Annotated in this window: 21 protein-coding genes; 16 read left to right on the forward strand and 5 right to left on the reverse strand. The window is 53.6% G+C overall.

The features are described 5' to 3' along the window. Nucleotides 1–9: 9 nt before the first annotated feature. The 4 genes from kdpC to GW590_RS24450 form a co-directional block, all read right to left on the reverse strand. Entirely contained in the window at nucleotides 10–603 is a 594-nt protein-coding gene (kdpC, locus tag GW590_RS05425) for a potassium-transporting ATPase subunit KdpC (RefSeq protein WP_169401984.1), read from the reverse strand. Nucleotides 604–626: 23 nt separating this feature from the next. Then, nucleotides 627–2,693, reverse strand: coding sequence for a potassium-transporting ATPase subunit KdpB (gene kdpB / locus GW590_RS05430; RefSeq protein ID WP_169401985.1), 2,067 nt, complete (start codon nucleotides 2,691–2,693; stop codon nucleotides 627–629). Between the two features lie 62 nt (nucleotides 2,694–2,755). Next, nucleotides 2,756–4,444 (reverse strand): potassium-transporting ATPase subunit KdpA, encoded by a 1,689-nt coding sequence (gene kdpA / locus GW590_RS05435; protein WP_169401986.1) that lies wholly within the window; start codon nucleotides 4,442–4,444, stop codon nucleotides 2,756–2,758. Continuing rightward, nucleotides 4,445–4,534 (reverse strand): K(+)-transporting ATPase subunit F, encoded by a 90-nt coding sequence (locus GW590_RS24450; protein WP_169401987.1) that lies wholly within the window; start codon nucleotides 4,532–4,534, stop codon nucleotides 4,445–4,447. 360 nt (nucleotides 4,535–4,894) lie between these two features. On the opposite strand from GW590_RS24450, the gene GW590_RS05445 reads away from it, so the two are divergent. The 10 genes from GW590_RS05445 (at nucleotide 4,895) to nei (ending at nucleotide 14,494) form a co-directional block, all read left to right on the forward strand. Further along, nucleotides 4,895–5,101: a YbfA family protein gene (locus tag GW590_RS05445; RefSeq protein WP_169401988.1), complete on the forward strand. Its 207-nt coding sequence runs from the start codon at nucleotides 4,895–4,897 to the stop codon at nucleotides 5,099–5,101. 209 nt (nucleotides 5,102–5,310) lie between these two features. Then, complete coding sequence (locus tag GW590_RS05450; RefSeq protein ID WP_169401989.1) at nucleotides 5,311–6,264, forward strand: YbgA family protein; 954 nt, start codon at nucleotides 5,311–5,313, stop codon at nucleotides 6,262–6,264. Between the two features lie 20 nt (nucleotides 6,265–6,284). Continuing rightward, complete coding sequence (gene phrB / locus GW590_RS05455) at nucleotides 6,285–7,724, forward strand: deoxyribodipyrimidine photo-lyase (RefSeq protein WP_169401990.1); 1,440 nt, start codon at nucleotides 6,285–6,287, stop codon at nucleotides 7,722–7,724. A 79-nt stretch (nucleotides 7,725–7,803) separates the two neighbouring features. After that, entirely contained in the window at nucleotides 7,804–8,799 is a 996-nt protein-coding gene (locus tag GW590_RS05460; RefSeq protein ID WP_169401991.1) for an MBL fold metallo-hydrolase, read from the forward strand. 36 nt (nucleotides 8,800–8,835) lie between these two features. Beyond that, on the forward strand, nucleotides 8,836–9,579 hold the full coding sequence (locus GW590_RS05465) for a type 2 GTP cyclohydrolase I (RefSeq protein WP_169401992.1): 744 nt from the start codon (nucleotides 8,836–8,838) through the stop codon (nucleotides 9,577–9,579). Nucleotides 9,580–10,720: 1,141 nt separating this feature from the next. Then, nucleotides 10,721–11,377 carry a 5-oxoprolinase subunit PxpB gene (gene pxpB / locus GW590_RS05470; protein WP_169401993.1) on the forward strand — a complete coding sequence of 219 codons (657 nt, stop codon included), beginning with the start codon at nucleotides 10,721–10,723 and terminating at the stop codon, nucleotides 11,375–11,377. Then, nucleotides 11,371–12,300, forward strand: coding sequence for a 5-oxoprolinase subunit PxpC (gene pxpC, locus GW590_RS05475; protein ID WP_169401994.1), 930 nt, complete (start codon nucleotides 11,371–11,373; stop codon nucleotides 12,298–12,300). Before pxpB ends, pxpC begins: the two co-directional genes overlap by 7 nt. Continuing rightward, nucleotides 12,290–13,027, forward strand: a complete 738-nt coding sequence (gene pxpA / locus GW590_RS05480; RefSeq protein WP_169401995.1) for a 5-oxoprolinase subunit PxpA — start codon at nucleotides 12,290–12,292, stop codon at nucleotides 13,025–13,027. Before pxpC ends, pxpA begins: the two co-directional genes overlap by 11 nt. 22 nt (nucleotides 13,028–13,049) lie before the next feature. Then, nucleotides 13,050–13,700, forward strand: coding sequence for a pyroglutamyl-peptidase I (gene pcp / locus GW590_RS05485; RefSeq protein ID WP_169401996.1), 651 nt, complete (start codon nucleotides 13,050–13,052; stop codon nucleotides 13,698–13,700). Next, nucleotides 13,700–14,494 carry an endonuclease VIII gene (gene nei, locus GW590_RS05490; protein WP_169401997.1) on the forward strand — a complete coding sequence of 265 codons (795 nt, stop codon included), beginning with the start codon at nucleotides 13,700–13,702 and terminating at the stop codon, nucleotides 14,492–14,494. The genes pcp and nei overlap by 1 nt, the downstream gene beginning before the upstream one ends. A 103-nt stretch (nucleotides 14,495–14,597) precedes the next feature. Here the strand turns inward: nei and GW590_RS05495 are convergent, their stop codons facing one another. Further along, on the reverse strand, nucleotides 14,598–15,884 hold the full coding sequence (locus tag GW590_RS05495) for a citrate synthase (RefSeq protein WP_169401998.1): 1,287 nt from the start codon (nucleotides 15,882–15,884) through the stop codon (nucleotides 14,598–14,600). Nucleotides 15,885–16,801: 917 nt separating this feature from the next. Here GW590_RS05495 and sdhC point away from each other — a divergent pair. The 6 genes from sdhC to odhB all read left to right on the forward strand — a co-directional run bounded on the left by sdhC (nucleotide 16,802) and on the right by odhB (nucleotide 24,782). After that, the gene (sdhC, locus tag GW590_RS05500; protein WP_169401999.1) at nucleotides 16,802–17,191 is read left to right on the forward strand and encodes a succinate dehydrogenase cytochrome b556 subunit; all 390 of its coding nucleotides are present in this window, start codon (nucleotides 16,802–16,804) and stop codon (nucleotides 17,189–17,191) included. Next, complete coding sequence (sdhD, locus tag GW590_RS05505) at nucleotides 17,185–17,532, forward strand: succinate dehydrogenase membrane anchor subunit (protein ID WP_169402000.1); 348 nt, start codon at nucleotides 17,185–17,187, stop codon at nucleotides 17,530–17,532. The genes sdhC and sdhD overlap by 7 nt, the downstream gene beginning before the upstream one ends. A 3-nt stretch (nucleotides 17,533–17,535) precedes the next feature. Next, complete coding sequence (gene sdhA, locus GW590_RS05510) at nucleotides 17,536–19,302, forward strand: succinate dehydrogenase flavoprotein subunit (protein ID WP_169402001.1); 1,767 nt, start codon at nucleotides 17,536–17,538, stop codon at nucleotides 19,300–19,302. A 36-nt stretch (nucleotides 19,303–19,338) separates the two neighbouring features. Beyond that, on the forward strand, nucleotides 19,339–20,055 hold the full coding sequence (locus GW590_RS05515; RefSeq protein ID WP_169402002.1) for a succinate dehydrogenase iron-sulfur subunit: 717 nt from the start codon (nucleotides 19,339–19,341) through the stop codon (nucleotides 20,053–20,055). A gap of 594 nt (nucleotides 20,056–20,649) precedes the next feature. Further along, entirely contained in the window at nucleotides 20,650–23,457 is a 2,808-nt protein-coding gene (gene sucA / locus GW590_RS05520; RefSeq protein ID WP_169402003.1) for a 2-oxoglutarate dehydrogenase E1 component, read from the forward strand. Between the two features lie 92 nt (nucleotides 23,458–23,549). Then, nucleotides 23,550–24,782, forward strand: coding sequence for a 2-oxoglutarate dehydrogenase complex dihydrolipoyllysine-residue succinyltransferase (gene odhB / locus GW590_RS05525; protein WP_169402004.1), 1,233 nt, complete (start codon nucleotides 23,550–23,552; stop codon nucleotides 24,780–24,782). The last annotated feature ends 11 nt before the right edge of the window (nucleotides 24,783–24,793 follow it).

A 24,793-nucleotide genomic window follows, 5' to 3' on the forward strand; every position in this document is an offset into this window, starting at 1 on the left:
ACTGCCTTGTTATTGAGAGGTCAGGTGATCGAGGGCCAGATTCAATTGCAGCACATTGACCACCGGTTGTCCGGTAAAGCCCAAAAGCGGGGCGCTGGTGTTTTCTGCAATTAATTTATCCATCTGATCCAGGCTTATCTTGCGCGCGGAGGCAACACGTGGGGCCTGCCAGCGTGCTGCCGCGACGGAAATTTGTGGATCCAGTCCACTGGCCGAGCTGGTCACCAAATCGACGGGGATCGCCGCCGGGCTGGTGGGGTTGGCCGCACGCAGCGCCGCCACGCGTTCCGTAATGGCTTTATCCAGTGCCGGGTTACTGACCGCCAGATTGCTGCCTGAGGATGCCATGGCATTATAGGCGCTATCCGAGGTGGCGGAAGGTCGTCCCCAAAAATAATCGGCCCGGGAAAAAGACTGGCCAATCAAGGCCGAACCAACAGGTTTTCCTGCGGCAAAGAGCAAAGAACCGTCAGCCTGGTCGCGAAATAGCAACTGCGATAAGGCGGTGGTCAGCAGCGGATAGACCACGCCGGTGATCAGCGTGAAGATCACCAGCAGTACCAGTGCCGGGCGAAAATAGTGATTACGAATTGCGGTGGTCATGTTATTAGCCTTCTATTTTCAGGTTAGCCCAGTTGCATTACGGTCAGCAGCAGGTCGATCAGCTTGATGCCGACAAACGGCACCAACAGGCCGCCCACGCCATAAATCCACAGATTGCGACGCAGCAGCGCTGCCGCACTCATCGGTTTATAGCTGACGCCGCGCAGCGCCAGCGGGATCAGGAAGATGATCACCAGGGCATTAAAAATGACCGCCGACATAATGGCTGACGAAGGCGAGTGCAGATGCATCACGTTCAGCGCATTAAGCTGCGGGTAGGTGGCGGCAAAAGCTGCCGGAATAATGGCAAAATATTTTGCCACGTCGTTGGCAATACTGAAGGTGGTCAGCGAACCACGGGTCATCAGCATCTGCTTGCCGATATGCACCACTTCAATAAGCTTGGTCGGGTTGGAGTCGAGATCGACCATATTTCCCGCCTCTTTGGCGGCCTGAGTTCCCGAGTTCATCGCCACGGCCACATCAGCCTGCGCCAGCGCTGGCGCATCGTTGGTGCCGTCGCCGGTCATGGCCACTAAGCGACCTTCCGACTGATACTGGCGGATCAGCGCCAGTTTGGCTTCCGGCGTTGCCTCGGACAGGAAATCATCCACCCCGGCTTCGGCGGCAATGGCGGCAGCGGTCAGCCGGTTATCGCCGGTGATCATCACCGTTTTAATGCCCATTTTGCGCAGTTCGGCAAAACGTTCCTTGATGCCGCCTTTGACAATATCCTTCAGCTCTACCACGCCCAATACCCGTGCACCGTCAGCTACCACCAGCGGTGTGCCACCTTTGCGCGCTACCGTTTCCACCAGGCCTTCTACAGCAGGGGGGAAGTGGCCGTTATTGGATTCAACATGGCGACGAATGGCATCAACCGCACCTTTACGGATCACCCGATCGCCAATATTCACACCGCTCATCCGCGTTTGTGCCGAGAAGGGCACAAAGGTGGCATTAAGGGAGTGGATATCCCGTTCGCGCAAATTAAAGCGCTGTTTGGCCAACACCACAATGCTGCGTCCTTCCGGCGTTTCATCCGCCAGCGACGACAGTTGGGCGGCGTCGGCCAGTTCCTGCTCATCAACCTGTGGTGCAGGTAAAAACTGTGCCGCCTGCCGGTTACCGAGGGTGATGGTGCCGGTTTTATCCAGCAGCAGCACGTCGACGTCCCCGGCGGCTTCTACTGCGCGCCCGCTGGTGGCAATGACGTTAGCTTCCAGCATGCGACTCATCCCCGCTACGCCAATGGCCGAAAGCAGGCCACCGATAGTCGTTGGGATCAGACAGACCAATAGCGCTACCAGCACGGTAATAGTCACCGGCATCCCCGCCTGGCTGGCGCTGACGCTAAACAGCGAGAAAGGATAGAGGGTGACGGTAGCCAGCACAAACACCAGGGTCAACGCCACCAGCAAAATGGTCAGCGCCACTTCGTTAGGGGTTTTGCGACGTTTCGCGCCTTCTACCATGGCAATCATACGGTCAAGAAAGGTTTCTCCCGGATTGACGGTACATAGCACAATCAGCCAGTCAGACAGTACTCGCGTCCCACCGGTAACTGAGGAGAAGTCACCGCCGGATTCACGGATCACCGGTGCGGATTCGCCGGTAATGGCGCTTTCGTCTACCGACGCTCCCCCCTCGAGCACTTCACCATCGCAGGGTACGGTATCCCCGGCTTCGATTAAGACCCAATCCCCTTTGCGCAAGCTATCAGCGGACACTTTGATCGGCGGTGACTCCCGACGAGGTTCATACAGTTTTTTCGCCCAGCTGGTTTTTTGCACCCCTTTCAGGCTTTCGGCCTGCGCTTTACTGCGTCCCTCGGCCAGTGCTTCAGCAAAGTTGGCAAATAGCACGGTAAACCACAACCATAGCGATACGCTGCCGGTAAAGCCCAGGCTGCCCTGGGTTTTTCCGGTCAAAATTGCCAGCCAGATCAGACCGGTCAGGATACTGCCCAAATAGACTACGAACATCACCGGATTACGCCACTGAACGCGAGGGTCCAGTTTCTTTATCGCATCGAGGATCGCGGTGCGGATCAGCCTTGGTTCAAACAGGGCGCGTTGTTTGCGAGTCATCGTATTATCTCTATCAATATTTTCAGGACTTCTGTTGGACGGAACAAGGTGCAGACCCGGCATTACTGTGCCAGCCATACCTGTAAATGTTCAGCCACCGGGCCCAGCGCCAACGCCGGAATAAAGGTCAGTGCCGCCACTAACAACACAGTGCCGACCAGCAGACCGATAAACAGCGGTCCCGAGGTGGGCAGGGTGCCGTTGCCGGCGGGTTGACGTTTTTTGGCTACCAGCGAACCGGCAATCGCCAGTACCGGCAGGATCACCCCAAAGCGCCCAAAGAACATGGCCACCGCCAGTGTCAGGTTATAGAACGGGGTATTGACGCTTAAGCCGGCAAAGGCGCTACCGTTGTTATTGGCCGCAGACGAATAGGCATAAAGCACTTCAGACAGTCCATGAGCGCCGGGGTTAAGGATGCCCGCCAGACCAGCAGGGGTGACCAGGGCCAGCGCGGTGCCCAGCAGCACCAGCGTCGGTGAAACCAGGATCGCCAATGCTGTCATCTTCATATCGAAGACATCGATTTTTTTACCGAGGTATTCCGGCGTACGACCAATCATCAACCCGGCAATAAACACCGTCAGCAGCACAAACAGCAGAATGCCGTACAGGCCAGAGCCGACACCGCCAAACACCACTTCACCGATCTGGATCAGCCACATTGGGATCATGCCGCCGAGAGCGGTAAAGGAGTCGAGCATGGCATTAACGGCCCCACAGGAGGCGGCTGTGGTGACTACGCTAAACAGGCTGGAGGCCAGAATGCCAAAGCGCATTTCTTTACCTTCCATATTGCCGTTGCTGTCGGCACCGAGGGCTGAAAGATGCGGGTTACCCTGCAACTCTGCCGCCATGACCGCCACCACCGCCACGACAAAAATCAGCGACATGGCCCATAGCAGCGCATGGCCCTGACGGTTATCACCCACCACGCGGCCAAAGGCGAAGCACAGCGCGCAAGGGATTATGAATATGGCCAGCATTTGCACCATATTGGTCATCGCCGTCGGGTTTTCGAACGGATGTGCCGAGTTGGCACCAAAGAAGCCGCCGCCGTTGGTCCCCAGCATTTTAATCGCTTCCTGCGAAGCAACTGGCCCCATCGGCAAGGTTTGCTGCACCCCTTCGAGCGTGGTGACGTGCTGATAGACTTCAAAATTTTGCAGTACACCCTGACTGACAAAATAGAGTGCCAGCAGCAAAGAGATAGGCAGCAGCAGATACAGTGTAATGCGCAGTAAATCGCTCCAGGCATTACCCAGCGTGCTGGCGGAAGGACGAGCAAAGGCGCGGATCAGCGCAAAGGCGACGGCAATCCCGGTGGAAGCCGACAGAAAGTTCTGCACCGTTAATCCCACCATCTGGCTGAAATAGCTTAATGCGCTTTCGCCGCTGTAGGCCTGCCAGTTGGTATTGGTCACAAAGCTGACCGCGGTGTTAAAGGCCAGGTCCCAGGAGAGGCTGGGGAACTGTTGCGGATTGAGCGGTAACACGCCCTGCAACATCAAAATGACGGTAAGTAACACTATCCCCAACAGGTTAAAACTGAAAATAGCCAGTGCGTACTGTTTCCAGTTCATTTCGGCATCATGGGTTCCCGCCAGACCTAATACCCGCCGTTCAAAGCCGCGTACCCAAGGTCCGGTTTCTCCCTCAATCAACCCGGCGATAAATTTGCCCAGTGGATGAGACAGCAACAGCAACACCAGCATAAAACTGGCAATCAATAAAAACGCCGGAGCAGCCATTTAAAACTCCTCCGCATTGAGCAGGGCATACACTAAATAGCCGATCAACAATAGAACCAGCAGTGCGCCGCAGATTACGCCGATATTCACAAACCACCCCCTAGTTATGCTTCCCTCTGCCATGGTTGGCGGGAGGGACTTTGTGGCAGTGAGTATAAAAATCTCTTTCTAAAGAACCTGAAAAAATGCGCGGGGCGGGTGTAAAAAAAGTATAAAAATGGCGGCGTGGTGAATTTTAACATTTGATAGGGTGTTTAATTAACAATGGTGTAACTTTATTACCTGATACAGGGGGTTTTTGTGCTATTTGCCAGCAAATAAGTGGTCAGATGAGTAGTAAAATTACAGCAATCGCGTTAAAATTTGCTTAATTTACGAACGATGAACTTTGCCAGTCTCTGTCCGCCAGCCCTTTGAGGATGTCAGACTGGTCATGTGGGAGAACCTTTGATGTCTGATTACACGCCTTATTCTCTGCCGCGCATGGCGCTACGCCGTAGCCTGGTTGTCCTGGTCGGGATCCTGGCGCTGCCGGTGATGTTGTTTCGCGCTGACCGCGCTCGTTTTTACAGCTATTTACACCGTGTCTGGGTAAAAACCAGCGATAAACCGGTCTGGCTGGCGCAGTCGGAAATTGCTGCTCAAGATTTTTATTGATTGGCAACAGTCTGACGGCCAGGGGGAAACCTCTGGCCGTTTTTATTTCATGTGATCGCCCACATTTCCCACCGCTTTTTCTGCACAGATCTCCCGGTTTGTTATAATTCATTAAACTTGTACAAAGTGAATTTTCTGTATAAGTTTAATGAATATATTTATGATGTTTGTTAGATATTTCATATAAAAAAAACCGCATGGAGCCGCATATGAGTGAACTAATTCCTATTGGCATCAGCGCCTGCCTGCTGGGAGACAATGTCCGCTTTGACGGCGGCCATAAACGTCTGGCGTTTGCCGTTGAGCAACTGGCACCTTACGTCCGTTTTGAACCCATCTGTCCGGAAATGGCTATCGGTTTACCCACCCCGCGCCCGGCGCTGCGGCTGGTTAAACAGGAAGACAGCATCAGCATGTGTCTGAGTAACGATCCCAGCGTCGATCTGACCGAGAAAATGCAGGCATTTTCCGAGCAGCGCGTGGCCGGGCTGGAGCATCTGTGCGGCTATATTGTCTGCGCCAAATCGCCGAGCTGCGGCATGGAGCGGGTGAGGGTCTATAGCGCCAATGGTAAAGATTGTCGTAAAAGCGGCGTCGGCCTGTTTACCGCCGAGCTGCAAAAACAACTGCCGTGGCTGCCGATTGAAGAGGATGGGCGGCTGAACGACCCGGTGCTGCGCGAGAACTTTGTCGAGCGGGTGTTTGCCCTTTATGAATTGAGCATGCTGCGTAAATCCGGATTATCTCGCGGCAAGCTGATGGCTTTTCACAGTCGCTATAAGCTGGCATTACTGTCCCATTCTCAGCCACAGTATCGTGAACTGGGACGCTTTGTGGCGGGCATGGATAAATGGAGTTCGCTGGACGACTATTTTATCGAATATCGTAACCAGCTGATGGCCCTGCTGACCCATAAAGCCACGCGCCGTAACCACACCAATGTGTTGATGCATGTACAAGGTTACTTCCGTACACAGCTTAGCAGCGGACAGCGTCAGGAGCTGACCCAGCTTATTGACCGTTATCGTCAGGGGGTGCAGCCGCTATTGGCACCCATTACCCTGCTTAAGCACTATATGGCAGAATATCCTGACGCCTATTTGGAGCAGCAGCGCTATTTTGAGCCTTACCCCGAGGCGCTGCGTTTACGCTACGGACATTAATATCATAAGGAATTGCTGTTATGGCCACTCATCTGGTGTGGTTTCGCCATGATTTGCGCGTTACCGACAATCGTGCGCTATTTGCCGCCTGCGAAGATGCCGATGCGCAGGTGATCGCAGTGTATATCGCCACGCCAGAGCAATGGCGTGCCCATGAAATGGCACCAAGGCAGGCGAGCTTTATTTACCAGCATCTGGCAGCGCTGCAACTGGCGCTGGCCGAGCGCGGGATCCCTCTTTATTACCAGCAGTGCGCGCTGTTTGCTGACAGCGTTGACTGGCTGCAAAGGTTTATCCGTCAGCAGGGCGTTGATGCACTTTTCTATAATAATCAGGTGGAAATCAACGAAGTTCAGCGCGATGCGGCGCTGGATCGCGCACTGCCCGCGCAGGTGCGTGTCCATCGTTTTGACGACAGTTTACTGCTGCCGCCGGGTTCGGTGACCACCGGCGACGGCAATATGTATAAAGTTTACACTCCCTTTCGGCGGGCTTTTCTTCAGCGATTGAGCGAGTCCGACACCCGCTCTTTACCCGCTCCCGCAGTTAGGGGCAACGGGCAGCAACCGCCGCTGGTTGCTCTGCAACCCTTTGATTATCCACAGCAGGAAAGCCAAGGGGATTTCCCGATTGGCGAAGAGGCGGCGCGGGCCAGACTGCGACGCTTTTGTCGTGAAAACGTCGGTGATTATCTTGCGCAGCGCGATCTGCCCGCCGTCGATGGCACCAGCTCACTTTCCCCTTATCTGGCCATTGGCGTACTGTCGCCGCGCCAGTGTTTTAACCGTTTGCGTACCGAGTGCCCCGATGTGCTGGAGCGAACTGACGGCGGCGCATTTGGCTGGCTGAATGAACTGATATGGCGTGAGTTTTATCGTCATTTGCTGGTGGCCTGGCCCGCGTTGTGCAAACACCGTCCGTTTGTTGCCTGGACTGATGGTGTGCGCTGGCGTCATGCCCCGCAGGATCTGTTGGCCTGGCAACAGGGCAAAACCGGCTACCCAATTGTCGATGCGGCTATGCGTCAACTTAATGCCACCGGCTGGATGCATAACCGCCTGCGGATGATTGTCGCCAGTTTTCTGGTCAAGGATCTGTTGATCGACTGGCGGCTGGGGGAAAGTTACTTTATGTCGCAACTGCTGGACGGCGATCTGGCCGCCAATAACGGTGGCTGGCAGTGGGGAGCTTCTACCGGCACCGACGCGGCACCTTATTTTCGCATTTTTAACCCAACCACCCAGGGTGAACGTTTTGACCCACAAGGGCATTTTATAAAGACCTGGCTGCCGGAGCTGGTCGAGGTACCGGAGAAAGCCATCCATCAACCCCATCGCTGGGCAGAAAAACAGCGCCGCATGCTAGACTATCCGCTGCCGATTATCGATCATGCCGTGGCGCGTAAAGACACTCTGGCTGCCTTTGAAGCGGCCAAGCAACGCGCCCAGCCTGACGAGTAAGGTCATCTCCCGGTTTTGTTGCGGGGATTTTCCCTGAGCATGGCCGGGATCAAGGATAAACAGCAGATGGAGCAATGTGATGACAAACCGATTTGGTCCCCGGATACTGCTACTCGGCGCAGGATTTTGCGCCGCGTTTAGTGCCAATGCCGGTTTTCAGGTGGTGGCGCTGGGAGTTAACGGCGGGGTTGAGGAAGGCAATTTAACCTCCTATCTGATCCGCAGCGATAGCCAGCCGCGCTATCTGGCGCTGGACGCTGGCTCGGTGTTACCGGGCATTGAGCAGGCGCTGGCCAAAGGCAGCTTTCCCGAGGTCAATGCAGAAAATTCCGCCCCGCTGACCCCGCAAGGCGCGGTATTTCGTAATCTGATTAGCGGCTATTTTATCAGCCACGCCCATCTTGATCATATTGCCGGTCTGATTATTGCCTCCCCCCAGGACAGTCGCAAACCGATTTACGGCTCCGCGGAAACCATCTCTGCGCTGCGCCAGTACGTTTTTAACTGGAAGCTGTGGCCGAATTTTACCGATGCCGGTAGCGGTCAACGCTTAGGCACTTATCGTCTGAATGCTCCCCGGCCCGGGCAACGCTTTTCTCTCTCGTCCAGCGGGCTGGATGGGGTGATCTATCCCCTAAGCCACGGCGGCGTAACCTCTTCTATGCTGCTGATCAGCCGCGAAAATGAATCTTTTGCCTTCTTTGGTGATACCGGGGCCGACAAGCAGGAAAAATCTCGCGATCTTAATGCCATCTGGCGAGTATTAGCTGACGAGATCAGGCAGCGTCGGCTAAAGGGGATAATTATCGAAACCTCCTTTGTCGATGAAACGCCCGACGCCCAGCTGTTTGGTCATTTGACGCCGGCGCTATTGCTGACAGAGTTAACCCAGCTTGAGCAATATGCTGGCGGTGCCGGCTCTCTGAAGGGGCTGAAGGTGGTGATCAGCCATATCAAACCGAGTTTGCTGGCGGGTGTCGATCCGCGTGCCGAGATCCGCCGTCAACTTGAACAAGGGGATCGCCTCGGCGTAAACTTTATTTTTATGCAGCAGGGCGACAGTCAGCACTTTTAGCCTGCTGTTCTGTCTGGCCTGAGTGAGCAGAATTTTATGAACAATATTGAATTAGAAAACATTATCAACCAGAAGTTGGCGGTGGCCAGTTTTCAAGATTACGCTCCCAACGGATTGCAGGTTGAAGGCGCGCGCCAGGTAAAACGTATTGTTACCGGCGTCACTGCCAGCCAGAAATTGCTTGATGCTGCGGTGGCACATCAGGCGGATACGCTGATTGTCCATCACGGTTATTTTTGGAAAAACGAACCGGCGGCGGTGCGTGGAATCAAGCGCAAGCGTTTAAAAACGCTGTTGCTTAATGATATCAATCTCTACGGTTATCATTTGCCGCTGGATGCTCATCCGCAGTTGGGCAATAACGCCCAATTAGCGCAGTTATTCGGCATCGAGGTGTTGGGCGAAGTGATGCCGTTGGTGCCTTATGGTGATTTGCCGGCAGCGGTATCCCCTGACAGTTTGCGGCAGACTATTGAGCAGCAGTTGGGTCGTCAGGTATTGCACAGCGCCGAGGGCGGACCTGAGCGCATTCGACGTCTGGCCTGGTGCAGCGGTGGTGGCCAGGGCTTTATTCAGCAGGCGGCGGACTTTGGTGTCGATGCTTTTATTACCGGTGAAGTGTCGGAACAAACCATTCATATTGCCCGCGAAATGGGCCTGCATTTCTTTGCTGTCGGCCATCATGCCAGTGAGCGTTACGGCGTTAAGGCATTGGGGGAGTGGCTGGCTGCGGAATATGGTTTGGAGGTGAGTTTTATTGATATTGATAATCCGGCGTGAGGGTTTTCTTTAGGGGGAGGACCTTAAGGAGTTCTTTTTGTTTTTAAATTTAACTTCAAGGTCAAGGTTAACTTCAAGGTCAACTTCAAGGTCAACTTCAAGGTCAAGGGCATTCGCTGCGCTCACTGGGCGGCGGCCCAGAGCGCCTTTATAGCTTAAAAGTCAATTTACTCCGAGCAAAGGGTTTCGGTTTTAATTGCAAATTTGCTTTTAACTTCAAGGTCAACGTCAACTGCATTCGCTGCGCTCACTGGGCAGCGGCCCAGACCGCCTCAAGGATGCGCCAGGGCCCGCACCCTTGAGAATCCCGGGCCCTGTCCAAATTGATATGTGTCGTGCCCTCGGTTTGAGTTCTTTCCAGTGACCCCTGCGCGTGGCCTAAACCACGCCGCTTCGCGGTCCTCTCGCTTGGTTTCGTGCCAACGGTAAGGCTGTTGTCACTCAACGCTGCGCTCGACGTAGGTTTTGAATCGGCCAGGAAACATTTACTGCAAAACCGGCAACATCAAAGGTCAACTGCGAAAGGCAAAAAGACAAAAAGACAAAACAGTAGTTTCTTAAACCGTATGGTGTACATAGCTAGTTGGCACATTCAGAGACGGCGCCGCGCGAAGCGGAGGGAGACGCTTTTGGCTCCCGACCGAGCAAGGGGACTGCGCAGCAGCGCGGCTCGTGCCACGCTGGGGGTAACTGAAACATAGCCGGTAATAGGCAGCAGACGAATCAAAGACACCAAAAGGCCCAGGATTGTTAAGGAGCGGGCCAGCGCTCCTTAACTCGGTTCGGCACAGCAGGTTAAGCTGCCACCGCTATTATAAAACCGAAACAGCTCCTCGGAGTTAATTGACTTTAAAGCCAAGAAATTGCCATTTAAGCCCAACCCGAAACAGCTCCTCATAGCCAATTGACTTTAAAATACAAATTGCCATTTAAGCCAAAGCCCAACCCGATACAGCTCCTCGGAGTGAATTGACTTTAAAGCCAAGAAATTGCCATTTAAGCCCAACCCGAAACAGCTCCTCTAAAGCCCATTGGCTTTAAAACCAAAAATTGCCATTTAAGCCCCCTCCTTTGGTATATCGCTACCGCATAAATAACGTTATCTTTATCTGTAGAAATTCTGTGGCTTAGGAGTCATAAAGTGCAACGAGCACGGTGTTATTTGTTAGGTGAAAGCGCAGTGGTGCTGGAACTGGAACCGCCGGTTTCATTGGTCAGCCAGCAGCGAATTTGGGGACTGGCGCAGCGTTTGGTCGATTATCCCAATGTGCGGGAAGTGATCCCCGGCATGAACAATTTAACCGTATTACTGACAGACCCGCAGACTTCTGCCCTCGATGCTATTGAACGCTTACAGCGCTGGTGGGAAGAGAGCCAGGCAGTGCTACCGGAATCACGGCTGATTGAAATTCCGGTGATCTATGGGGGCAAAAGTGGACCCGACCTCGACTATGTTGCCGGACATAACGGTATGTCGCCGCGCGAAGTGGTGGCCTGTCACAGCGGTGCCGAATACGTAGTTTATTTTCTCGGTTTCCAGCCCGGTTTTCCTTATCTCGGTGGGATGCCAGAAGTGTTGGCCACCCCACGCCATGCGGAACCTCGACTGACGGTAGCTGCGGGCAGCGTCGGTATTGGTGGCAGTCAGACCGGTATTTATCCGCTGGTTACCCCCGGCGGCTGGCAGTTGATTGGTCTTACACCGCTGGCGATGTTTAACCCTAAACATCACTTACCGACATTGTTACGCCCCGGCGATCGGGTACGCTTTGTGCCGCAAAAGGAGGGCGTATGTTAAAAGTCTTACGAGCCGGGATCCTGACTACCGTGCAGGATCTGGGGCGCAATGGGTATCGCCAGCTCGGTGTCAGCCTGTCCGGCGCACTGGATATTCCTGCGCTGCGCATTGCCAATTTGCTGGTGGGCAATGAAGAAAACGCCGCCGCATTGGAGATCACTCTCGGGCAGTTTAGCGTCGAATTTACCCGCAAATGCTGGATCGCCATGACCGGCGCAGGTTGCCATGCCGAACTTGATGGCCAGTCGCTATGGACCGGTTGGCGTTATCCGGTCAAGGCCGGACAGATCCTGACCACTAAAACACCGATGCGCGGTATGCGCAGTTACCTGGCTGTATCAGGCGGTATTGAGGTGCCCGAGGTGCTGGCATCGCGCAGTACCGATCTTACCGCCGGCTTTGGCGGATTTGCTGGACGGGCATTAAAAGAGGGCGATCGCCTGTCAGTGGGTAAGGCACAGAACGAACCGCAAAAATCCCTCGGGGTAAAACAACTGCTGTTTGGTAACCGTATTCGCGCGCTGCCCGGACCCGAGTATCAGGAATTTAGCGCCGAAGCTCGTGACGCCTTCTGGCGTACCTCCTGGCAACTGAGCCCGCAAAGTAACCGTATGGGATATCGTCTGCATGGCCATGAGCTGGTGCGTGAGACCCGACGCGAGATGCTGTCCCATGGCTTGACGCCGGGGGTGGTCCAGGTTCCGCACGGTGGCCAGCCGATTGTATTAATGGCCGACGCGCAGACCACCGGCGGTTATCCGCGTATTGCCTGTGTGATCGAAGCCGACCTCTATCATCTGGCGCAAATTCGTCTCGGCATGCCGGTGCATTTTGTCAAATGTTCGCTCGAAGAGGCGCAGCAGGCGCGCTATGAGCAGAACCACTTTATCGATCAAATCAAGTGGGGATTACATGATCGTTGATTTGAACGCCGACCTGGGCGAAGGCTGTGCCAACGACCAGGCGTTATTACAACTGGTCAGTTCGGCCAATATCGCCTGCGGTTTTCACGCCGGGGATGCACCGACCATGCTGCAGTCTGTGCGCTGGGCGATTCAGTATGGCGTGGCGATTGGCGCTCACCCGGGCTATGCCGATCGGGAGAACTTTGGTCGTAACGCCATGCAATTGCCGCCTGATGTGGTCTATGCCCAGGTGGCCTATCAGCTCGGCGCGCTGGCAGCTATTGCCCGCACGCAGGGCGGCCGCATGGTGCATGTCAAACCCCATGGTATGTTGTACAACCAGGCGGCAATCGAGCCGGCACTGGCCGATGCCATTGCGCGCGCGGTACAGGATGTCGACCCCACGCTGCGGCTGGTGGGGCTGGCGGGCAGCGAGCTGATCCGTGCCGGTGAACGGCTGGGACTGGCGACCCGTCAGGAAGTCTTTGCCGATCGTCGCTACCAGAGTAACGGTAACCTGGTTCCCCGCAGCCTACCCGGTGCAATCATCGAAACTGACCAGCTGGCCTTACAGCAGACATTAGCTATGATTTTGAATAAGCAGGTGATCAGCTGTGAAGGCATACCGGTAACGGTCCAGGCCGATACCGTCTGTTTACATGGGGACGGTGAGCATGCGCTGGCCTTTGCCCGCAGCCTGCGTGCCGCCTTTGCCGAAAAGAATATCCAGGTTCGCGCGGGGTAATTTCTGCGCCTGAGGAGCAACGATGCGACAAGTATTAGTGACCGGTTTTGAGCCTTTTGACGGTGAACGCGTCAATCCGTCGTGGGAAGTGGTCAAAAAGTTAAATGACCTGCAGCTTTCCGGGGTGAATATTGTGGTTCGCCAGTTGCCTTGTGTCTTTGGCAAGGCGATTGAGGCCCTGAACAGTGCCATTGATGAGGTCGATCCGCTGATGGTGCTCTGTGTCGGGCAGGCGGGAGGGCGCGTTGAGATCAGCGTCGAACGGGTCGCTATCAACGTTATCGATGCCCGTATTCCTGATAATGCCGGGCAACAGCCGGTGGATGAGGTGATTGTCGCCGAGGGACCGGCCGCCTATTTTTCGTTGTTGCCGATCAAAGCGGTAGTGAGCGGTCTGCGCGAGGCGGGCATTCCCGCTATGGTTTCGCAAACGGCAGGCACCTATGTCTGCAACCATGTGATGTACGGCTTGCTGCATCGTCTGGCTCAAGGCAACTGCAAGGCGGTAAAAGGCGGATTTATTCATATCCCTTATTTACCCGAGCAGGCAGCCAGGCATCCGGGAGCGGCCAGTATGTCAGTTAATACCGTGGTGAAAGCCCTGGAGTTGACTATTGCCATTGCCCTGCATACCGAACAGGATCTGGCGATTGCCGAGGGGGCGACTCATTAATGCCTGAAGGACCCGAGATCCGTCGTGCTGCTGACCGGTTACAGCAGGCGGTGATCGATCGGCCACTGACCGAGGTATGGTTTGCTTTTCCCCGGTTGCAGCCTTATCAGTTGCCGTTGATCGGCGAGCGGGTGACTGCCATTGAAACCCGCGGCAAAGCCTTGTTGACGCACTTTAGTCAGGGACTGACGATGTATAGCCATAATCAGCTGTACGGTGTCTGGCGGGTGTTTAAGCAGGGCGATACTATCGATCACGGTAAACGTTCACTGCGGGTAAAACTGGCTACCACGGAAAGCGCCATCTTGTTATACAGCGCGTCGGAGATCGAAATCTGGCCGACGCAAGAAGTCAATCAGCACCCATTTTTACAGCGCATTGGCCCCGATGTGTTGGATAATCAGCTTGACGTTGAGCAGGTAAAAGCCCGCTTGCTGTCGACGCGTTTTTATCATCGTCAGCTTGGCGGTCTGCTGCTGGATCAGGCATTCTTGGCCGGACTGGGCAACTATCTGCGCGCCGAAATCCTCTGGCTTGCCTGCTTGCTGCCAAGCCATAAACCGGCAGATCTTGCGGACGATCGGCTCACGCTGTTGGCCAGCGCCTGTTTGTCTATTGCCCGTCACTCCTATGCCATGCGTGGTACCATGGATGAAACGGCGCATCACGGCGCATTATTTCGCTTTAAGGTGTTTGCCCGCGAAGGCCAGCAATGCGAGCGCTGCGGCGGTACCATTGTCAAAAACAGCGTCTCGTCGCGTCCTTTTTTCTTTTGTCCGCGATGCCAGATCTGAGTGATGTTAATGGTTGAGATAAAAAAAGCCCCTGTACCGGCAAGCGGTCAGGGGCTTTATTTTTACTGCTGAACAGACTGCTAGCTGACTCGAAGCAGACGGCTTATTTGTCATCAACCTGTGAGGTAAAATCGCGCTTGGCGTAGCCGGTATACAGCTGACGTGGGCGGGCGATTTTAACGCCATCGTTGTGCATTTCATTCCAGTGGGCGATCCAGCCCACGGTACGCGCCATCGCAAAGATCACAGTAAACATTGACGATGGGATCCCCATGGCTTTCAGGATGATACCGGAATAGAAGTCAACGTTCGGGTAGAGTTTGCGTTCGATAAAGTATGGGTCGTTGAGAGCAATATGCTCAAGCTTCATGGCGACTTCCAGCAGGTCGTCTTTCATGTTCAGCTCTTCGAGCACGGCGTGACAGGTTTCACGCATCACGGTAGCGCGCGGATCGTAGTTTTTGTAAACCCGATGACCAAAGCCCATCAGGCGGAAGGAATCATTTTTATCCTTCGCGCGTTTGAGGAATGCAGGGATATGCTCAACGGTGCTGATCTCCTCCAGCATTCTCAGACAGGCTTCGTTGGCACCGCCGTGAGCGGGTCCCCACAGGGAAGCAATACCGGCCGCAATACAGGCAAACGGATTGGCACCTGACGAACCGGCAGTACGCACGGTTGAGGTGGAGGCGTTTTGCTCATGGTCGGCATGCAGAATAAAAATGCGGTCCATGGCTTTTTCGAGGACCGGGTTTACCACGTATTCTTCGCAAGGGGTCGAAAACATCATATGCAGGAAGTTACCGGCATAAGAGAGATCGTTGCGTGGGTAGACAAATGGTTGACCGATGGAATATTTATAACACATCGCTGCAACGGTCGGCATTTTCGACAGCAGGCGGAAAGCGGCAATCTCGCGATGACGTTCATTTTCTACATCGATGGAATCGTGATAGAAGGCAGCCAGTGCGCCAGTTACGCCGCAGAGCACCGCCATAGGATGCGAGTCGCGACGGAAACCGTGGAACAGACGGGTGATCTGTTCGTGGACCATACTATGGCGAGTCACAATGGTTTTGAAATCTTCGTATTCTTTCTGGGTTGGCGGCTCGCCGTACAGCAACAGGTAGCTGACTTCCAAAAAGTTGGAGTTCAGTGCCAGTTGGTCAATGGGGAAGCCACGATGCAGCAGAATGCCTTCATCGCCATCGATAAAAGTAATTTTGGATTCGCAGGATGCGGTAGAAGTAAAGCCGGGGTCAAAGGTAAAAAAACCTTTTGCTCCCAGGGGGCGTATATCAATCTCGTCTTGACCCAAGGTGCCGGTAAGCACGTTAAGTTCAATAGGATCATGACCTTGTAGGGTAAGTGTCGCTTTCTTATCAGCCATTTACAGTCTCCTTAGCGCCTTATTTTAATAATCTTTAACAACTCTGTCCGCGATCTACAAGAGAGCCGGAACTGCCTGCGGGTGACATCACCGCCATTATTATGTGAAGTCTTTTTCCGCGCTCCTGTGTCAAGCGTAGGGCAAAGCCATACGCTTGCCAATGTTTGCGGTTTTGCGACGGACAGGCGGCATTCATCGTTGTTATCGATCCAATATACCCTTCATTTTTTTTCAAGTTGCAGCGGCGATCACCACTTTCATTAATCCTGCGGATTCATTAAGTAAGTTAACGCTTTTCTGCCCTTTATGATCCTGAGGGTATAGACCAGTATTCTCTTTTCTTCTGCTCTACCTACGACAAGTGTGATTAATTACACAGCCTACACTTTTGCATAAGTCGGCGTTGCTGGGAAGTGTATGTATTGAACTGAGGTGAGTCATAGGCATAAACAATAGGTTAGTTGTAATAGAAATGTTGTCACGATGTCAAATGACATAATTTATTTTGTGTACAATATGAAAAATGAGAGCTAACTCACTGTTTCGTAGAAATGTGACCAAACAGTTTGTAGGGTAATTGTAATAGGAATGTGATAACCCTATACTCCTCAAAGGTCTCCGGAATACCCTGAAGTAGGAGCACCCAGCGTTAAAGAATACGCGCCGTTTAAGCACAATGGATGTCGATGTTTGAGCGCGTGTTGTAAGAGCCTTTGGTTCTTAACGCTGTCTGATTTCCACCCAGGCCGGAGGATGGAAAATAATAAGCGCCATTCATGATCTACTGCGCTCGGTCTGCTGTGTTAAAACAAGCACACAATGCCCTTTTACTCCAGTTATTGTGTAAACCGGCTTTGCCGCTTATTTTGCGTTGCCCGTACCCCCGCAGGAGTGACTGAACAGGCTCTATGAGCTGTGTGGGCAAAACCGTGAAAAAACAAAGACCTGTCAATCTGGATCTGCAAACGATCCGGCTTCCCGTTACTGCGATAGCGTCCATCTTACACCGTGTCTCTGGCGTAATAACCTTCGTTGCTGTGGGTATCCTCCTCTGGTTGCTTGGTACGTCTCTTTCCTCTCCGGAAGGATTCGCGCATGCTGCCGACATTATGGACAGCCTGTTCGTCAAGTTCATTTTCTGGGGCATTCTCACTGCACTGGCCTATCACGTTTGCGGCGGCATTCGCCACCTGCTGATGGATTTTGGCTTTATCGAAGAGAGTTTGGCTGCGGGTACCCGTTCGGCGCACATCGCCTTCGGACTTACCCTTGTGCTGTCAGTGCTGGCGGGAGTACTCGTATGGTAAACAATGTTTCTGCATTGGGACGTAATGGCGTTCATGACTGGTTGCTACTTCGTGCGGCTGCTATCGTAATCACTTTGTATATTCTCTATATTATTGGCTTTGTCGCCATGGCTCAGGAGATCAACTTTGAAGTCTGGCACGGCTTTTTCGCATCCTCCATCACTAAAGTATTCACCTTGCTGACATTGCTGTCGATTCTGGTTCATGCCTGGATCGGTATGTGGCAGGTGCTAACGGACTACGTCAAACCCCTCGCTGTGCGCCTGGTGCTGCAATTGGCCATCGTTGTCACGTTAGTGGTTTATCTACTTTATGGAACATTAGTTGTGTGGGGAGCTTAATCAATGAATCTGCCAGTCAGAGAGTTTGATGCCGTAGTGATCGGTGCCGGTGGTGCAGGTATGCGCGCCGCATTGCAAATTTCACAAATGGGGCTGTCTTGCGCCCTGATATCCAAAGTTTTCCCAACCCGTTCTCATACGGTATCGGCACAGGGCGGGATCACCGTTGCCCTGGGCAATACCCATGAAGATGACTGGCAATGGCATATGTATGACACCGTCAAAGGTTCCGACTATATCGGTGATCAGGATGCCATTGAATATATGTGCAGCACCGGGCCGGAAGCCATTCTCGAGCTGGAACATATGGGACTGCCTTTCTCCCGTCTGGATAACGGTAAAATTTATCAGCGTCCGTTTGGTGGCCAGTCGAAAAATTTCGGCGGCGAACAGGCGGCACGTACTGCAGCGGCTGCCGACCGTACCGGTCACGCCTTGCTGCATACGCTCTATCAGCAAAACCTGAAAAACGACACGACAATTTTCTCTGAGTGGTATTCCCTGGATCTGGTCAAAAACCAGGACGGCGCCATTGTCGGTTGTACCGCCATCTGCATTGAAACCGGTGAAGTGGTCTACTTCAAGGCGAAAGCCACGGTGCTGGCTACCGGCGGTGCCGGTCGTATTTACCAGTCAACCACCAATGCTCATATCAATACCGGTGACGGCGTCGGCATGGCACTGCGCGCGGGTGTCCCGGTGCAGGATATGGAAATGTGGCAGTTCCACCCTACCGGTATCGCCGGGGCCGGGGTACTGGTTACCGAAGGCTGCCGTGGTGAAGGTGGTTATTTGCTCAATAAAGACGGCGAGCGCTTTATGGAGCGTTATGCACCCAATGCCAAAGATCTGGCGGGACGTGATGTCGTCGCCCGTTCGATTATGATCGAAATTCGTGAAGGTCGCGGCTGTGAAGGGCCGTGGGGACCGCACGTCAAACTGAAGCTCGACCATCTGGGCAGAGAAGTGCTGGAGTCCCGTTTGCCGGGTATTCTCGAACTGTCACGCACCTTTGCTCACGTCGATCCGATCAAAGAACCGATTCCGGTGATCCCGACCTGCCACTATATGATGGGCGGTATTCCGACCAAAGTGACCGGTCAGGCGCTGCGGGTGAACGAGAAAGGCGAAGATGTGGTGATCCCGGGGCTGTTTGCCGTCGGCGAGATCGCCTGCGTATCAGTACACGGTGCCAACCGTCTTGGCGGCAACTCGCTGCTTGACCTGGTAGTGTTTGGGCGTGCTGCCGGTATGCACCTCAAAGAGTCGCTGCTGGAGCAGGGCGCCAGTCGTGATGCCAGTCAGTCAGATATCGATGAATCGCTGTCGCGCATGAATCGCTGGAACAATACCCGTTCCGGGGAAGATCCGGTCACCATTCGTAAAGACCTGCAGACCTGTATGCAGCATAACTTCTCGGTATTCCGTGAAGGGGATGCGATGGCAAAAGGGCTGGAAGAGCTGAAAACCATTCGTGAACGTCTGCATAGTGCCCGTCTGGATGATACCTCCACCGAGTTTAACACCCAGCGTATTGAGTGTCTCGAGCTGGACAACCTGATGGAAACAGCGTTCTCAACGGCGGTTTCTGCCAATTATCGTACTGAGAGCCGCGGTGCCCATAGCCGCTTCGACTTCCCGGATCGTGATGATGCCAACTGGTTATGCCACACGCTTTACCAACCGGAAAGCGAAAGCATGACGCGCCGTGAGGTGAATATGAAGCCTAAGCTGCGCGCGGCATTCCCGCCGAAAGCACGTACTTACTAGTCCGCGCCTTTATCGAACGGTGAGCAGGAGCATATTATGAAACTCGAATTTTCGATTTATCGCTATAACCCGGACGTGGACGACGTTCCGTACATGAAAGATTATGTGCTGGAAGCCGAAGAAGGCCGTGACATGATGCTGCTGGATGCCTTGATCCAGCTGAAAGAACAGGACCCGACACTCTCTTTTCGCCGTTCTTGCCGTGAGGGCGTTTGCGGCTCTGACGGTGTCAATATGAACGGTAAAAACGGCCTGGCTTGCATCACGCCAATTTCTGCGTTGCGTCACGGAAGCAAGAAAATAGTCATCCGTCCTCTGCCTGGTTTGCCGGTTGTGCGTGACCTGGTGGTAGACATGGGACAATTCTATAAGCAGTATGAGAAGATTAAACCTTACCTGTTGAATGATGGGAAAAATCCTCCGGCGCGTGAGCACTTGCAAATGCCAGAGGAACGGGAAAAACTGGACGGTTTGTACGAGTGTATTCTCTGCGCCTGCTGTTCTACCTCCTGCCCGTCATTCTGGTGGAATCCTGATAAATTTGTCGGACCGGCGGGATTGTTGGCGGCGTATCGCTTCCTGATTGACAGCCGCGACACCGAGACGCAGACGCGACTTGATGGTTTGGACGATGCTTTCAGCGTATTCCGCTGTCACAGCATTATGAACTGCGTCAGTGTTTGTCCGAAAGGACTTAACCCGACCAAGGCCATCGGCCATATCAAGTCGATGTTGCTACAACGCGGTGCCTGAGTCGGCGACCAGCAGATTAGCGGGAACCCAGGTTCCCGCTAATATTAAGTAAATTGGTGGTAACAAAAACGCAACAAAATTGTCCAAGTTAGCAACTGAAATAAGCGAATGATATTTCTCGATAAAGCGTGATAGTTTGGTAGCAGGGAGTACGCTGTCGGGCGTTAAGCAGTTCGCAGGGAAACACCAAAAGCCGGAGTGCCAGCAAAACGCCGGCTTTTGGAGGTTCCTTGACCAGACAAAGAGCAGTAAACCTGCGCGATTGAGGTGAACATACAGCCTGTTTCGACAAAACAGCCTATGTTTACTGAGTGGGGGAAATTCCCGCAGCGCGGAGGTAAACCCGGAGTCGGTAAAGTGAACTGTTATATGGAAAACCGTTTTACTGGATGTATATTCCATAGATATCAAGGTGCAGCCGGGCGCAACTGGACGGATCTTCAGTCGCAAAGCAAGCTACGTGACTGAAGTGAGTGAAGGCAGCCAACGCATCTGCAACTTGAAAGATCGACGGGATAGGTCATTACGTCAGGTATTACGGTAATTTTATTAACCACGGCGAAAACTAAAGCTTTCAAAGCTTAAGGGATCACGATGCAGAATGGCGCAATGAAGGCCTGGCTGGATTCCTCCTATCTGGCGGGGGCGAACCAGTCTTACATAGAGCAGCTCTATGAAGACTACCTAACCGATCCTGGTTCCGTTGACGATAGCTGGCGTTCCATTTTTACCCAGTTACCGACAGTCGGTGTGCAACCGGAGCAACTTCACTCACAAACCCGAGACTATTTCCGCCGTCTGGCGAAAGACGCTTCGCGTTATAACTCGGCGATCAGCGATCCGCAAACCGATGCCAAACAGGTCAAGGTGTTGCAGCTTATCAACGCCTTCCGTTTCCGTGGCCATCAGCATGCCAATCTCGATCCCCTCGGTTTATGGAAACAGGAAACCGTCGCTGATCTCGATCCGGCGTATCACCATTTGTCAGAAGCCGATTTCCACGAAACGTTCAATGTGGGTTCCTTTGCCATTGGCAGAGAGACCATGCAGCTTGGCGATTTGTATGCTGCGCTGAAACAAACCTACTGTGGATCTATTGGTGCCGAGTATATGCACATCACCAATACCGATGAGAAGCGTTGGATCCAGCAACGTATCGAATCCGTGGTGGGTCGTGCCAAATTTAGCGATGCCGAAAAGAAAACCTTTCTTAGTGAATTGACCGCGGCCGAAGGGCTGGAACGTTATCTGGGGGCCAAATTCCCCGGTGCCAAACGCTTCTCGCTGGAAGGCGGTGATGCACTGGTGCCAATGCTGAAAGAGATGATCCGCCATGCCGGTAAAAACGGTACCCGTGAAGTGGTTCTGGGTATGGCGCACCGCGGACGTCTGAACGTATTAATCAATGTGCTGGGTAAAAAGCCTCAAGACCTGTTTGACGAATTCTCAGGTAAACATAAAGAGCATTTGGGTACCGGCGATGTGAAATACCATATGGGCTATTCGTCTGATGTTGAGACCGAAGGCGGTATGGTGCATCTGGCGCTGGCCTTTAACCCTTCGCATCTGGAAATTGTCAGCCCGGTAGTTATAGGTTCGGTACGTGCTCGCCGCGACCGTCTGGACGAAGCGCGCAGCAATATGGTGTTGCCAATCACCATTCACGGCGATGCGGCGATCACCGGTCAGGGCGTGGTTCAGGAAACACTGAACATGTCGTTGGCTCGCGGTTATGAAGTGGGCGGTACGGTGCGTATCGTCATCAATAACCAGGTTGGTTTTACCACCTCCAATCCAAAAGACGCACGTTCTACCGAATACTGTACTGATATTGCCAAAATGGTGCAGGCCCCGATTTTCCACGTCAATGCCGATGACCCTGAAGCGGTGGCTTTTGTTACTCGCCTGGCATTGGATTTCCGTAACACCTTTAAGCGTGACGTAATGATCGATCTGGTCTGCTACCGTCGTCATGGCCATAACGAGGCCGATGAACCCAGTGCTACCCAGCCGTTGATGTATCACAAGATCAAGAAACACCCAACGCCGCGTAAAATCTATGCTGACATTTTGACCGAACAAAACGTTGCCAGCCTCGAAGATGCCACGGAAATGGTCAACCTGTACCGTGATGCCTTGGATGCCGGCGAGTGTGTGGTCGCCGAGTGGCGCCCCAATGATATGCATACCTTCACCTGGTCTCCTTATCTCAACCATGAGTGGGACGAAGTCTATCCGTCGACCGTTGAGCCAAAACGTTTGCAAGAGTTGGCGCGACGCGTCAGCCATGTTCCCGACACCATTGAAATGCAGGCTCGCGTTGCCAAGATTTACGGTGACCGTGCCGATATGGCCGAAGGCAAAAAACTGTTCGACTGGGGCGGTGCGGAAAACCTGGCTTATGCCACGCTGGTTGATGAAGGCATTCCTATTCGTCTCTCCGGCGAAGATACCGGACGCGGCACCTTCTTCCACCGTCATGCGGTGATCCACAACCAGACCAATGGCTCGGTGTATGTGCCACTGGCCAATATCCACAACAGCCAGGGTGAGTTTAATGTCTGGGACTCGGTCTTGTCGGAAGAAGCGGTACTGGCCTTTGAATATGGCTACGCCACCGCAGAACCGCGTACGCTGACTATCTGGGAAGCGCAGTTCGGTGACTTTGCCAACGGTGCCCAGGTAGTGATTGACCAGTTCATCAGCTCCGGCGAGCAAAAATGGGGCCGTATGTGCGGTCTGGTCATGCTGCTGCCGCACGGCTATGAAGGGCAGGGACCAGAGCACTCTTCGGCACGTCTGGAGCGTTATCTGCAACTTTGCGCCGAACAGAATATGCAGGTGTGTATTCCGTCAACACCGGCTCAGGTTTACCACATGATACGTCGTCAGGCGTTGCGTGGTATGCGTCGTCCGTTAATTGTCATGTCACCGAAGTCATTATTGCGTCATCCGCTGGCAGTATCCTCTCTCGATGAACTGGCCAACGGCAGTTTCCTGCCGGCGATTGGTGAAGTTGATGAGCTGGATGCAAAACAAGTGAAGCGCGTCGTGATGTGTTCCGGCAAAGTCTATTATGATTTACTGGAGCAGCGCCGCAAAAACGAACAAACCGATGTTGCCATCATCCGTATCGAACAGCTTTATCCTTTCCCGCACAAAGCGGTACAAAGCGTCATTGAGCAGTATGCGCACGTACATGATTTTGTCTGGTGCCAGGAAGAGCCGCTCAACCAGGGTGCCTGGTACTGCAGTCAGCACAATTTCCGTGAAGTTGTGCCATTTGGTGCTTCTTTACGCTACGCAGGACGTCCGGCTTCAGCCTCGCCTGCTGTGGGCTATTTGTCTGTTCACCAGAAGCAGCAGCAAGAGCTGGTGAATGACGCACTGAACGTTCAATAGCCGTATTGACACCCAAAGTCACTGGCGCTGCCGCTGAGACAGCAGTTGCGCCAGGTACGGCGGGGATAAAAGTTTAAGCATAAGGATTGATAATGAGTAGCGTAGATATTCTGGTCCCTGACCTACCTGAATCCGTTGCGGATGCGACGGTTGCCACCTGGCACAAAAAACCTGGTGACAGCGTTGAGCGTGATGAAGTGCTGGTTGAAATCGAAACTGACAAAGTGGTGTTGGAAGTCCCGGCCAGTGAATCTGGTATCCTGGATACTATTCTTGAAGACGAAGGCGCTACCGTGCTTTCCCGTCAAATCCTCGCCCGCCTGCGCCCAGGCGACAGCTCTGGCAAACCCAGCCAGGCCAAAAGCTCAGACAAGGAATCGACTCCGGCACAGCGCCATACCGCTGCCCTGGAAGAAGAGACCAATGACGCCCTCAGCCCGGCGATCCGCCGCCTGATTGCCGAACACTCCCTCGATGCCAACGCCATTAAAGGCAGCGGTGTAGGGGGTCGTCTGACCCGCGAAGATATCGAGCAGCATATTGCCAAAACCGGCAAAGATGCTAAAGCAGCTCCAGCACCCGCCGCCGCCAAACCGGCAGCGCCAGCGGCAGCAGCCCTGGGTGCGCGCAGCGAAAAACGCGTACCAATGAGCCGCTTGCGTAAACGCGTTGCCGAGCGTTTGCTGGAAGCCAAAAACAGTACGGCCATGTTGACGACCTTTAACGAAATCAACATGAAGCCGATTATGGATCTGCGTAAGCAATACGGCGAAGCCTTTGAAAAACGCCACGGTGTGCGTCTGGGCTTTATGTCTTTCTATCTGAAAGCCGTTGTGGAAGCGCTTAAACGTTATCCGGAAGTCAATGCGTCTATCGACGGTGAAGATGTGGTCTACCACAACTACTTCGATATCAGCATTGCGGTATCAACCCCGCGCGGCCTGGTAACGCCGGTACTGCGTGATGTCGATACTCTGGGCATGGCGGATATCGAAAAACAAATCAAAGAACTGGCAGTGAAAGGCCGCGATGGCAAACTGAAAGTTGAAGAGCTGACCGGCGGTAACTTTACCGTGACCAACGGCGGCGTATTTGGCTCGCTGATGTCAACGCCAATCATCAACCCACCGCAAAGTGCGATTCTGGGGATGCATGCCATTAAAGATCGCCCGATGGCCGTCAATGGTCAGGTTGTGATCCAGCCGATGATGTATCTGGCACTCTCTTACGATCACCGTCTGGTGGATGGCCGTGAATCGGTCGGCTTCCTGGTGACCATTAAAGAAATGCTCGAAGATCCGGCGCGTTTGCTGCTGGACGTGTAGTACGCCAGCGC

The organism is Rouxiella aceris (assembly GCF_012933545.1).
Classification (GTDB): Bacteria; Pseudomonadota; Gammaproteobacteria; order Enterobacterales; family Enterobacteriaceae; genus Rouxiella; species Rouxiella aceris.